Origin of the sequence: Planococcus koreensis, assembly GCF_004761975.1 — a bacterium.
Taxonomy (GTDB): domain Bacteria; phylum Bacillota; class Bacilli; order Bacillales_A; family Planococcaceae; genus Planococcus; species Planococcus koreensis.
The window spans coordinates 22,997-35,273 of sequence record NZ_RQII01000053.1 but is presented as its reverse complement, the minus strand read 5'-3'; the positions used below and the strand labels follow the sequence as shown (position 1 = coordinate 35,273).

Below are 12,277 nucleotides of genomic sequence, written 5' to 3'. Positions count from 1 at the left end.
CACTGGCAGCGGATTTCTTGAATTTGTCGAGAAAGGTAAATACTTTTTCTGATGGAGCCGATATTCCGCAAAACAGCTACGCTTGCCGCGGGCGAGCGCCAAGCCCATAGCTGTCAACTTAAGCGATAAATGCTGTTTTACGATTCGGGCTTTCTAACATTTTTCTGGTTTTTTTCTCTCATCAAAGGGGTTTCATTTCCACGAACTATGGCAATGGAAATAGTGAGAACGCCAAATAAACCTCCCGGTTTGGAGAGGTGTGAATGGGGTTCTGCTACGCGATTTGAAGGCGCTCTAGGGCGGTCCCCTTGATGGAATTCGGCTTCCGTGCGGTTGTGATGAGTAACCGCGTGATCATTGGGACATACTCTTGAAGCGTCTTCTTTTTGTGCCGAAAAGACTCGTAGAGTTTCGGCAACACATCACAGGCGATGCTGCGGATGGCAGTCATTTCACTGATTTCTTTTTCTTCCTGTTCCCAGATGCGATTCCGGAACTGGTAGGCGATCAGTTGGCTTAACAGGAAAACCAGTAAGATGCCATATAGATGGCACAACCAGCGTTCCTACTTGACCAACTTGAAATGATCGATCTTCAGAAACGATTTCAACGCCTTGAAATTCAGTTCGATTTGCCACCGCAACCGATACAATTCGACTACCTGCTCGGCAGAAACGTGTTCGGGCAAGTTGGTCATATACCCCGTGATGCCTGCCAAATCACGCACCTGCGGTTTTGGCTTCTTGCCCGATTTGGTTGCTCGCCGGTCGATTCGGCCCAAGCGTTGCTCCTTCTGTTCCGCGTTTCGGCTATAGAGGATGCACCGGGCGGGAAAATGCGCTTTATCGCCAAAATAGACATTTTCCAGTTCCAAGACTTCGCCTGGAGGCAAGTTCCGGCAAAGTCCTACCAGGTCAATCTTTTGGTAACGACTGTTCTGTACCACTCGCCCATCCGGGTGATGCGCAGGAAAAGGATTCTGGTAGCCAAGATACGCATCGCTTCGGAACTTGGTGAGGAAATAGCTGTCATGATTGTGGATATTTTTCAAGGTCTCATACGAAAAATAACCCATATCCTGAAGACATAATTCATGCTCTTCCAGAAACGGCACCCGTTTCTTACCGATGACGGCATCATTGGTATTGGTAAGGTCGAGATAAAAAAACGTGAACCTTCCGGTCAAATAGTCGAATTCATACTGTATTTTCACAGAGGTTTGATGCGTCTTTTGGGCGCGGGGTTTCAAATAATCGGGCACGCTAGCTTTCGTGGCATCTAGAAGCCGCAGGCTTGTGAATGGCCACTCGGTTGCCAGAATATGCCGCACAGGTTCAAGTTCTTGTTCGCTAAGGAATAACTCATCCACCAATCGATGGAGAAAATCCACGGCGTTCATTGTGAACTTCTTATCGAGTGCCGATCGAGTGATTCCGATGTCTTGTTCGAACAACAACTTGGTGCACAGTTCCTGCAGGGTAGCGTCCGTCAAATTTCCGTGAACCTGTAGAAGCAAGGACAGAAAATCACTGGCCGTAAGGAGCCTTTTTCGTTGGATGAATCCCGTCTCTTTCGCGAGGGCATCCAGTTTCTCCGGCTCCAAAAAAGAAAATAACGAATCAAGCAGTTGGGCAGTCGCTGGAGGCGACATAAGAAAAACTCCTCTCGTTTGAATGGTTAGTTATCTATACCATCTTTCAAGAGGAGTTAGGCTATTTTCTTAAGTTGACAGCTATGGAGCGCCAAGCCTCCTCAGTCGCTTCGCGCCTTGCGGGGTCTCGGCTGCCTCGCTTTCCCGCAGGCGTCTCCGCTGTTTTGCTCCATATCTGGAGAACAGGAAAGAAAGTGCAGAAGTGTATCTTTAGTGTTCTTGAGTAAAAGAAATAACTTACTAATAAGAAATACCTTTGAATGAAGCGGAAGGCGGCGACTCCAGCGGGACTAGCCTGAGCTGAAGGCCCCGCAGGAGCGCTAGCGACGAGGAGACTGAAGCCAGGCCCGCGGAACGCGTCCGCCTGAAGCGAAATGCATAACAAACATCTAAGTTTCTCGACAGTCTGAAGAAATCCGCTGCCTTTACTGGCAGCGGATTTCTTATTAGCTTTCGTATAATTTTTCTTCAAGGGAACCGTCTTTTGTGTAAATATGCAGTTCGCCGTGATGCTTGTTGGCGTAGCGTTTCGCTTCGCCCATCAGCTCTTCTTTGGTGTCTTCAATCAAAAGGGCTTTTTTACTGTCTTTTTTCTTGAGCTGCCAGCCTTCGTCATGAGCCCTGATCTCAAAAATAATCTTTTCTTCGCCGCCTTCGACGTTTTTCCGCGCCTGGTCCATGGCAATCGGAATCGCGCGGCCTTCTTCATAGCCGTCTCTTAAAAGGGCGTTCGCTATTTCAATGGCTTTGTTCCGCACATCGGCATTCAAGTTTTTGAATGAATCCGGGTAATCGTTTTTATCCCACGGCATGGCTATCGCCTCCTTGCGTATCATTTCCCCACTTTGCTCAAAGGTAAAACAAAATTCTGCTGTTAAAAAATTTAGAAAATGCTAAACTATAGACGAAAGGAGAGATGGAAGATGTCAGATACTACGTATCAAATCATTGCTTTGGCTATTTACATGGCTCTTATGCTTTGGATCGGTTATTATTCTTACAAAAAGACAGTGAACTTGACAGATTACATGCTTGGCGGACGCGGCCTTGGTGCAGCAGTCGGCGCTTTGAGCGCAGGCGCGGCAGACATGTCCGGATGGCTTTTGATGGGCTTGCCCGGTGCCATCTACGTCAGCGGTCTTGTGGAAGGATGGATTGCCATAGGCCTCGTAATAGGCGCTTACTTAAACTGGTTTTTCGTTGCTCCGCGACTGCGTATTTATTCATTCGTGACGAGCGATTCCATCACAATTCCAAGCTTTCTTGAAAACCGCCTGAAAGACACTTCGCGTTTGCTGCGGATTGTTTCAGGTATCATCATTCTGGTATTCTTCACGTTTTACGTATCATCCGGAATGGTTGCAGGAGGCGTTTTCTTTGAGAGTTCTTTCGGCCTTGACTACCATCTTGGCTTATTGATCGTCTCAGGCGTTGTTGTTGCCTATACGTTGTTCGGCGGATTTCTCGCGGTCAGCTATACCGACTTTGTCCAAGGCCTGATGATGTTCTTGGCCTTGATTGCGGTGCCGATCATCGGCGTCTTTAAAACAGGCGGCTTTGCGGAAACTGCGGATACCATCCGTTCAGTGGACCCCGCGATGCTCAGCCTGACAGGCGCGTCGCTTATCGGAATCATTTCCGCTGCAGCGTGGGGGCTCGGTTATTTCGGCCAGCCGCACATCATTGTTCGCTTTATGGCAATCGGTTCGTTAAAAGAAGTTCGCCAGGCTCGCCGCATCGGTATCAGCTGGATGATCTTAAGTCTGCTCGGTGCTGTATCGACAGCTTTGGTCGGGATTGCGTATTTCCAGCAAAATCCGGATGCGACATTGGCTGATCCGGAAGGTGTATTCATCGTCCTTGGCCAAATTTTCTTCCATCCATTGATTGCCGGCTTTATGTTGGCTGCCGTTCTTGCGGCAATCATGAGCACGATTTCTTCCCAGTTGATTGTAACTTCTTCTGCATTGGTAGAGGATTTATACAAAATCGCTTTTAAGAAAGTCGCTTCTGATAAACAATATGTCACATTAGGCCGTCTTGCGGTCTTAGCCATCTCTTTAATCGCCGGCTTTCTTGCTTGGGAGCAGAACAATACGATTTTGGATTTGGTCGCTTATGCTTGGGCCGGCTTCGGAGCCGCTTTCGGCCCGATCATCCTGTTGTCATTGTTCTGGCGTAAGTTGACTACGTGGGGCGCACTTTCCGGTATGATTGTCGGAGCTGTGACGGTTATTATTTGGGATATGCTGGATGCAGAGTTTGCTGTCAATCTTTATGAAATCATTCCAGGGTTCTTCTTGTGTGCGATTGTTGCAGTCGCTGTAAGTTTGGCGACATACAAGCAAAATGCTGAAATCGACGAAGAATTTAACGAAACAGAACGCCTTATTAAAGAAAAACCTGCTAAATAATGATCTTTGACAAGCTCCAGCCTGGAATTCAAAAGGCTGGAGCTTTTGTTTTGCACCGCCTTTTGGCTATTATCTTGAAGAAGGACAATTTAAAAATGAGGTGGAACCATGTTTTTAGACCATATTGTGCATTTTACAAAGAGTGAGCCTGCAAAAGCTGTTGAAGCATGGGAGTCGTACGGTTTCCATGCGGCTGTTGGCGGACAGCATATCCAATGGGGCACCCACAACGCGCTGCTTTACATGAAAGACTGCTACATCGAATGGCTTTCGCTTGCGGATCGTTCGGTTGCCGAAAGCGCAGAACATCCGCTGACGAAACTGCTGCTGCACGATGAAGAAGGGTTCGGTACGGTGTGCCTGCGGACTGCGGATATTGGCAGCCTGGACAAGCGGCTGCGGGAAGAAGGATTTGAAACGACAGGCGTATTGGACGCTGAACGCAAAACCAGAAACGGAGAAACCATCCGCTGGAAAATGCTCTTTATCGAACAAGAAGTTACGGATGCTTTGCCGGCACCGTTTTTCATCGAATGGCAGCAAAGCGACAGCGAGCGGTACAGCGCGTTGCGGGAAAGAGATGCCATCAAGCCTGACAATGAAAAACTCAGCGTCGAAGCTTGTGTGTTCGGCGTCCATGATATCCCGGCAAGTGAAGCACTATTCCGCAAAATCCTGCAAGGCAAGTTGGAGACAGAAAATTGCCGATTTGAGTTCCGCGAGACAACAAGCCGCAAAGAACGCTTGGAAGAAGTGCGCCTTGCTGGCGGCTCAAAACGCATCGTTTTTGAAGAAGGGGTTTATTGCCTTCCAGGGGACGGGAATATATGATAAGAGAAGCACAGCAAAAGTGGACGGAATGTATGGCAGCGAAAGAAGAGTGCAAACTCTTCTTTTTGTCATAATCGGAAAAGAGTTCCGCTGGCTGAGGAGGAAAACGAATGGATGTATTAATGGAAAAAGCAATTCTTGTGGGAGTTCAGTTGCAGCAGGACCTCCATTTTGAGTACGAAATGGAAGAGCTGCGCAATTTAGCGGAAGCCTGCGAGGTGGAAGTGGTGGGCGAAGTGATGCAGAACTTGGATCGCATCCATCCCGCTACCTATGTGGGAAAAGGCAAAGTCGAAGAAATCAAAGCGTTCTACGAAGAAGCGGAAGCGAACCTCATCATTTTTAACGATGAACTGTCGCCATCGCAAATCCGCAACCTGGAAGAAGAACTGGAATGCAAAGTCATTGACCGGACGATGCTCATCCTGGATATTTTCTCGCGCCGGGCCAAAACGCGAGAAGCACAGGTGCAGGTTGAATTGGCGCAGCTGCAATACATGCTTCCGCGCCTTGTCGGCTTGCGTGCTTCGCTGGGTCGCCAAGGAGGCGGCAGCAGCGGCGGCTTTTCAAACAGAGGTGCCGGTGAAACGAAATTGGAGCTTGACCGCCGTAAAATCGAAGACCAGTTATCGAAACTCCATAAAGAATTGGAGCATATCCGCGCACAGCGCGAAACGCAGCGCAAACAGCGGACACGTACAGGTACGCCGGTCGTTTCGCTTGTCGGCTACACCAATGCCGGGAAATCGACAATCATGAATGGTTTATTGGCCAAAACGGGCCAGGGCGAGGAGAAAAAAGTATTTGAAAAAGATATGCTGTTCGCGACGCTTGATACGTCGGTACGGAAAATCGTACTGGAAGACAATAAGCATTTCTTGTTGTCGGATACCGTCGGCTTTGTCAGCAAACTGCCGCATCACTTGGTGAAAGCTTTTCGCTCGACGCTCGAAGAAGCGCGCAACTCTGATCTGCTCTTGCACGTCGTCGATGTGTCGAATGATGAATATCGCCACATGATGGATGTCACGAACGCGACGCTTCATGAAGTCGGCGTCGAAAACATCCCGACTTTGTTCGTCTACAATAAATCGGATTTGGCAGGCGTCCCTTACCCGAAAGTGAGCGGCGACGGTCTTTGGATGTCCGCTAAAGAAGGCAAAGGGCTGGATGAACTGCTGGAGAAGATCAAAGGGCATATTTTCGCCGGACATGTCACGTGCCGGATGCTCATCCCTTTTGACAGAGGGGACATTGTCGCTTACTTGAACGATTCAGCAACCATAATGGACACGGAATACGAAGAAAACGGCACCCTCATCAAAGTGGAGCTCGGAAGCGTGGATTACGACCGCTTCCAGGAATTCGTCATCGGTAAATAAATGAAAAAGAGCACCTGCCATTTCTGGCGGGTGCTCTTTTTGCTTTGGGGCGGTAAAGATTAATTTTGGAATTGGATGCGGTGGAGATTGGCGAAAATGCCATCTTGCTCGAGCAATTCGCTATAGCCGCCTTGTTCCGCGATGCCGTCTTCGGTGACAACGATGACACGGTCTGCGTCACGGATGGTAGCCAGGCGGTGCGCGATGATGAGCGTCGTACGGTTTTCCGCAAGTTCGGCAAGCGCTTCTTGGATGATGCGTTCCGTCTCCGTGTCGAGTGCAGACGTCGCTTCATCCAAAATCAGGATCGGCGGATTTTTCAGGAACATGCGTGCAATGGCCAGGCGCTGCTTTTGGCCGCCTGACAATTTCAAGCCGCGTTCACCGATCTGCGTTTCATAGCCGTCCGGCAATTTGCTGACGAAGTCTTCCAAGTGGGCTTTTCTCGCAGCAGCCAGAATTTCTTCTTCGCTGGCATTGCGTTTTCCGTAAGCGATGTTTTCGCGGATCGTGCCGGTGAACAGGAAGACATCCTGCTGCACAATGCCGATATGTGAACGCAGCGAATGCATTGTCATGTCGCGGATATCGATATTGTCGATGGTGATGCTGCCTTCTTGGATGTCGTAGAAACGTGGGATCAACGAACAGATTGTTGTCTTGCCGGCACCGGATGGTCCGACAAATGCGACCGTTTCGCCGGATCGCACCGACAAATCAATGCCGTTCAATACGCTTTTATGGCCATCGTAAGCGAAGTGGACATCTTCGAAAAGGATATTGCCTTTCAATCCGCTGACTTCAATAGCGTCAGGGCGGTCCAAAATCTCAGGTTCTTGTTCCATCAACTCCTGGAAGCGTCCAAAGCCCGCCATCCCTTTCGGATAAAGCTCCAGCAATGCGCTGATTTTATCGATCGGTTTGATCAAGACATTGAGGAACAGCACGAAACTGACCAATTCCCCATAAGACAATTCATTTTGGTAATTAAGCCAAGCGCCATAGACAAGAACCAGCAGCGTCAACATGCGGGTCATCATATAGATGCTTGAATGTGTTGCGGCCATGACTTTATAGGCGACAATCTTTGCCACCCGGAAGCGGCCATTGTCTTTTTTGAAGCGGCTGATTTCAAATTCTTCATTGGTGAACGATTGGACGACGCGAGCGCCGGAAACACTGTCTTCGACGCGTCCGTTGACGTCGGCGATTTTCCCGTACATGCTGCTCCAGGCGCCGTTCATCTTGATATTGCAGTAGGTGATAAGCCAAATCAGGAACGGAATGACGATCAGCGTCACCAAGGCAAGTTTCGGATTGATCCAGAACATGATGCCGAATGCGCCGAAAAACGTCATGATGGCAATGAAAAAATCTTCAGGGCCATGATGGGCGAGTTCGCCGATATCGAACAAATCGTTGGTGATGCGGCTCATGACATGGCCGGTCTTGATGTTATCGAAAAAGCGGAAAGACTGCCGCTGCACGTGCGTGAATAATTCCTCGCGCATATCGGTTTCGATATTGATGCCAAGCACATGGCCGAGGTAACTGACCACGAATTGGAGGAACGTGCTGAGCAGGAACACGGCGAGCAGCAGGACGCTGACCGTTACAATCGTATTCCATTCGCCGCTTGGCAGCAAGTCGTCGATGAACCATTGGACAGCGACGGGAAATGCCAATTCAAGGATAGCGACAATGACTGCGCTTGTGAAATCGACGATAAAAAGCCGTCTATGCGGTTTATAATACTTGAAAAATTGTTTCAATCTCATTAGATGGACCACCTCGGTATTTTTGTCATAAGGAAAAGTATAAGCCAATTCAAGTGAATACACGACAATTATTTCGATTTCTGAAGTAATTGTCGTTTTTTGCATATAGTATGTTGAACTAATAATTCGTCATATGGGTACTCCATACCTACAAAATAGCAGATCCAAGTATGCTATTTGTTTCTCAAAGAGCTTACCCAGCGAAGGCGCGGCAAAGGGCTAGACGGAGCAATGAGACGGGTGTTCTTCCCGGCTTATTGCGGGAGTCAAGGAGGTGCCAAATACTTTTGGCACCTCCTTTGCGACGAGCTTGCGCAGGAGCAATCGTCTTTGCTCTGCCCAAAGCGACCGAAGCGGTTTTTAACAAATTACTTTTTGATAAAGTTTAAATGAAAATAATTCTCAATTAACTATTGAATGTTCCTATCCTCATGATATACTAAAAAAGTTGGTAAGTGATAATGATTATCATTCTTACTGAGAATTTAATTAGTTAAAGATGAGGGACAGCTATGAAGAAACGCATTTTAATACCCATATTGGTCATACTGTCATTCGTCTCTTTGTTTGTCGGAGTCAGTTCAATCAGCCCGATTGATTTGCTGGACTTTCAGTCGGAGGAAACGCAGATATTCCTGATCAGCCGCCTGCCGCGGCTGGTTGCGATTTTATTGGCGGGCGCTGGAATGAGCATGGCAGGGCTCATCATGCAGCAATTGAGCCGCAATAAATTCGTTTCACCGACAACGGCCGGTACGCTCGACGCCACACGGCTGGGGATTCTGGTGTCGATGCTGTTGTTCGCCAATGCCAGCATGATTGAAAAGATGGCCGTGGCGTTTGCTTTTGCGCTTGCCGGAACCTTCCTGTTCATGCAGATTTTGGACCGCATCAAGTTCAAGGATGCGATTTTCATCCCGCTTGTCGGATTGATGTTCGGCAACATCCTGTCTTCGATCACCACCTTTTTCGCGTACCGGGCGGATGTCATCCAGAACATGTCGGCTTGGCTCCAAGGGGATTTTTCGATGATCATGAAAGGCAGCTACGAATTGCTCTACATCAGTGTGCCTGTTTTCATCATCGCCTATATTTACGCCAACCGCTTTACAGTCGCAGGTATGGGGGAGGACTTTTCCAAGAACCTCGGCTTGAAATACCGCAGCGTCGTCAACATCGGTCTGGTGCTCGTAGCGTTGATTACCGCAACAGTCGTGCTGACGGTCGGCATGATCCCGTTCCTCGGGCTCATCATCCCGAATATCGTCTCCATTTTCAAAGGGGACCATTTGCAAAAGACATTGCCCCATACTGCGATGCTCGGTGCGATTTTCTTGTTGCTCTGTGACATTTTAGGCAGGGTGCTCATTTATCCGTACGAAATCTCGATCAGCTTGATGGTTGGCGTCATCGGCAGCGCCATCTTCCTGTTCCTGTTGTTTAGGAGGAGGGCATATGCGTAATGTACATAAAATGATGTTATTGGCCGGTTTGGCAGTGGCGGCATGCGCACTGTATTTATTCCACGATTTGAATGGCAGTTTCGATTATGCGCTGCCGCGCCGCGGAGTCAAGGTCTTTGCGATGGTGTTGACGGGCGTGGCGATCGCTTATGCGACGGTCGTGTTCCAGACCATCACGCATAACCGCATTTTGACGCCGAGTGTCATGGGCCTCGATTCGCTGTATATGCTGCTGCAGACCTTGCTGATTTTCTTTCTAGGTTCCGACCACGTGACGATTCTCAATAAACAAGTGAATTTCCTGTTGTCGATTGCGGTCATGGTGGTCTTCGCATTGCTGTTTTACCGCTTGCTGTTTAAAAAAGGCAACCAGCCGATCTATTTCCTGCTGTTGATCGGCATCATCTTCGGGACGTTCTTTTCGAGCATTTCCACGTTTCTGCAAGTGCTGATCGACCCCAATGAATTCCAGATGGTCCAGGATCGGATGTTCGCCAGCTTCAATAACGTCAACGCGGACCTTGTTTGGACATCGCTCGCGTTCGTTGCCGTACTGATTGCGGTTGCTTGGCGGCATAATGCGTCTTTGGATGTCTTGTCGCTCGGCCGCGATGCGGCAGTCAACTTGGGTGTCAATTACGATTCCTTGGTGAAAGGGATGCTCGTGCTGTCGGCGGTGCTTATTGCCATCGCGACCGCGCTAGTCGGGCCGATAACATTTTTTGGGCTGATTGTAGCGAACCTGTCTTATCAATTTTTCAAATCGTATAAGCATTCGGTGCACCTTACAGGCGCAATCGTCATCAGCATCATTGCTTTGGTTGGTGGGCAATGGGTAGTTGAACGGGTTTTCACGTTCAATGCAACGCTTAGCGTCATCATCAATTTCATCGGTGGAGTTTACTTCATCTATCTATTATTGAAGGAGAGTCGATCCAAATGATTCAAGTCCGTGAATTGACGAAGTTCTATGGGAAAAAGCAAGTCGTCGAGAATGTTTCTGTCGATATCCAGCGCGGCAAGATCACGTCATTTATCGGGCCGAACGGTGCCGGGAAGTCGACACTCCTTTCTATGGTCAGCCGGCTTCTTGATGCGGACACGGGAGAAGTGCTCATCGATTCCACCAATACGAAGAAAATGAAAGCCAATGATTTATCGAAGCGCGTATCGATATTAAAACAATCGAATTACATGGACGTGCGCTTGACCGTGCGCGAACTGGTGTCGTTCGGCCGCTTTCCTTATTCCAAAGGGCGCTTGAATGGCGAGGACGAGAAAATGGTCGACCAGGCAATCGGCTACATGGATTTGGAAAGCATGGAGCAGAGTTATTTGGATGAATTGTCTGGCGGCCAGCGCCAGCGCGCATTTATTGCCATGGTCATTGCACAGGATACCGATTACGTTCTGCTCGACGAGCCGCTCAATAATTTGGACATGAAGCATTCTGTGCAAATCATGAAAATCCTGCGCCGCCTCGTCGACGACCTTGGCAAAACGGTTGTCATCGTGCTGCACGACATCAATTTCGCATCGGTCTATTCCGACCGCATTGTCGCGATGAAAAATGGCCGTGTCGTCAAAGACGGGACGACTGAGGAAATCATCCAATCGGCGGCGCTGAAGGAAATCTACGACATGGACATCCCGATTCAGCAGATGGACAATTGCCGGATCTGTGTTTATTTCAATTCGTAAATTGCATTAAAAAACTACATAAAAAGGGAGTTTGATTGAGATGAAAAAATGGCTATTGATTGCAATGGCGTTATTGGTGGCTGGCGTGCTTGCAGCATGCGGCGCTGGAGAAACAGAAGAGGGGACTTCAGCGGAGGCGCAGGAAAAAGAAACGATGACCGTAACGCACGAATTGGGCGAAACCACATTTGAAAAAAATCCGAAGAAAGTCGTCGTCTTTGATTTCGGCGTTCTTGATACGATGGACAAATTAGGCATCGAAGCAGCAGGTGTACCACAGGAATCACTGCCGGCGTACCTTGATAAATACGCGGACACGGAAAAGTATGAGAATGTTGGTACGTTGAAAGAAGCAGATTTCGAAGCGATCAATGCACTGAAGCCGGACTTGATCATCATTTCCGGACGCCAAGCGGACATGTATGAAGAATACGCAGCGATTGCACCAACTGTCCATATCGCGGTTGACACGGATAATTACATGGAATCTTTTACGGGCAACATGGAATTGATCGGGGAAATCTTCGATAAAGAAGAGCAAGTGAAAGAAGAGCTGTCAGCGATTACAGAACAGATTGAACAAGTAAAAGAAACGGTCAGCAGTTCCCAAGCGCAAGCGTTGATCGTTTTGGCGAATGAAGGGAAAGTCAGTGCGTACGGCCCGTCTTCACGTTTTGGCATCATCCATGATGTCTTTGGCGTAAAAGCGGTAGATGAAGGGTTGGAAGTATCGACGCACGGCCAAAGCATTTCGTTCGAATACATTTTGGAGAAAAATCCTGGCATGATTTTCGTTGTGGACCGCAATGCCGCAGTGGGCAATGAAGCCAGCGCGAAAGATTCACTTGAAAACGAATTGGTGCAAAAAACGGATGCATATAAAGATGGGAAGATCGTTTACTTAGATCCGGATTATTGGTACCTGTCAGGCGGTGGGCTGCAATCGGTCAGCCAAATGGTCACTGACGTGGAAACGGCATTCAAGGAATAAAAAAAGTGTATTGCACAGGCTGCAGGCGAGTCCGGGAATCCGGTTGGCCTGCAGCTTTTTATTCGC

The 12,277-nt window shown here is 48.6% G+C and carries 11 protein-coding genes; 8 read left to right on the top strand and 3 right to left on the bottom strand.

Annotated elements, in window-relative coordinates; all coding sequences use genetic code 11:
* Positions 1 to 388 precede the first annotated feature (388 nt).
* The gene (locus EGV91_RS17485; RefSeq protein ID WP_277751545.1) at positions 389 to 520 is read left to right on the top strand and encodes a hypothetical protein; all 132 of its coding nucleotides are present in this window, start codon (positions 389 to 391) and stop codon (positions 518 to 520) included.
* A 45-nt stretch (positions 521 to 565) separates the two neighbouring features.
* On the opposite strand, the gene EGV91_RS12280 is transcribed toward EGV91_RS17485, so the two are convergent.
* Both EGV91_RS12280 and EGV91_RS12275 read right to left on the bottom strand, forming a co-directional pair.
* Positions 566 to 1,651, bottom strand: coding sequence for an IS4 family transposase (locus tag EGV91_RS12280; RefSeq protein WP_135504160.1), 1,086 nt, complete (start codon positions 1,649 to 1,651; stop codon positions 566 to 568).
* 446 nt (positions 1,652 to 2,097) lie between these two features.
* Positions 2,098 to 2,463: a DUF2188 domain-containing protein gene (locus EGV91_RS12275; protein WP_135504158.1), complete on the bottom strand. Its 366-nt coding sequence runs from the start codon at positions 2,461 to 2,463 to the stop codon at positions 2,098 to 2,100.
* Between the two features lie 111 nt (positions 2,464 to 2,574).
* Here EGV91_RS12275 and putP point away from each other — a divergent pair, with 111 nt between their 5' ends.
* From putP to hflX, 3 genes are all read left to right on the top strand, one after another.
* Positions 2,575 to 4,065 (top strand): sodium/proline symporter PutP, encoded by a 1,491-nt coding sequence (gene putP, locus EGV91_RS12270; RefSeq protein ID WP_135504156.1) that lies wholly within the window; start codon positions 2,575 to 2,577, stop codon positions 4,063 to 4,065.
* A gap of 108 nt (positions 4,066 to 4,173) precedes the next feature.
* Positions 4,174 to 4,896: a VOC family protein gene (locus EGV91_RS12265; protein WP_135504154.1), complete on the top strand. Its 723-nt coding sequence runs from the start codon at positions 4,174 to 4,176 to the stop codon at positions 4,894 to 4,896.
* A 110-nt stretch (positions 4,897 to 5,006) separates the two neighbouring features.
* Positions 5,007 to 6,278, top strand: coding sequence for a GTPase HflX (hflX, locus tag EGV91_RS12260; protein WP_135504152.1), 1,272 nt, complete (start codon positions 5,007 to 5,009; stop codon positions 6,276 to 6,278).
* A 59-nt stretch (positions 6,279 to 6,337) separates the two neighbouring features.
* On the opposite strand, the gene EGV91_RS12255 is transcribed toward hflX, so the two are convergent.
* Complete coding sequence (locus tag EGV91_RS12255; protein ID WP_135504150.1) at positions 6,338 to 8,056, bottom strand: ABC transporter ATP-binding protein; 1,719 nt, start codon at positions 8,054 to 8,056, stop codon at positions 6,338 to 6,340.
* Between the two features lie 512 nt (positions 8,057 to 8,568).
* On the opposite strand from EGV91_RS12255, the gene EGV91_RS12250 reads away from it, so the two are divergent.
* From EGV91_RS12250 to EGV91_RS12235, 4 genes are read left to right on the top strand one after another with little or no spacing between them, the layout of a single operon-like run.
* Positions 8,569 to 9,519, top strand: coding sequence for an ABC transporter permease (locus tag EGV91_RS12250; RefSeq protein ID WP_135504149.1), 951 nt, complete (start codon positions 8,569 to 8,571; stop codon positions 9,517 to 9,519).
* Positions 9,512 to 10,462, top strand: a complete 951-nt coding sequence (locus tag EGV91_RS12245; protein WP_135504147.1) for an iron chelate uptake ABC transporter family permease subunit — start codon at positions 9,512 to 9,514, stop codon at positions 10,460 to 10,462. Before EGV91_RS12250 ends, EGV91_RS12245 begins: the two co-directional genes overlap by 8 nt.
* Entirely contained in the window at positions 10,459 to 11,220 is a 762-nt protein-coding gene (locus EGV91_RS12240) for an iron ABC transporter ATP-binding protein (protein WP_135504144.1), read from the top strand. The genes EGV91_RS12245 and EGV91_RS12240 overlap by 4 nt, the downstream gene beginning before the upstream one ends.
* A 40-nt stretch (positions 11,221 to 11,260) precedes the next feature.
* Positions 11,261 to 12,211 (top strand): siderophore ABC transporter substrate-binding protein, encoded by a 951-nt coding sequence (locus EGV91_RS12235; protein ID WP_135504142.1) that lies wholly within the window; start codon positions 11,261 to 11,263, stop codon positions 12,209 to 12,211.
* Positions 12,212 to 12,277: the final 66 nt, after the last annotated feature.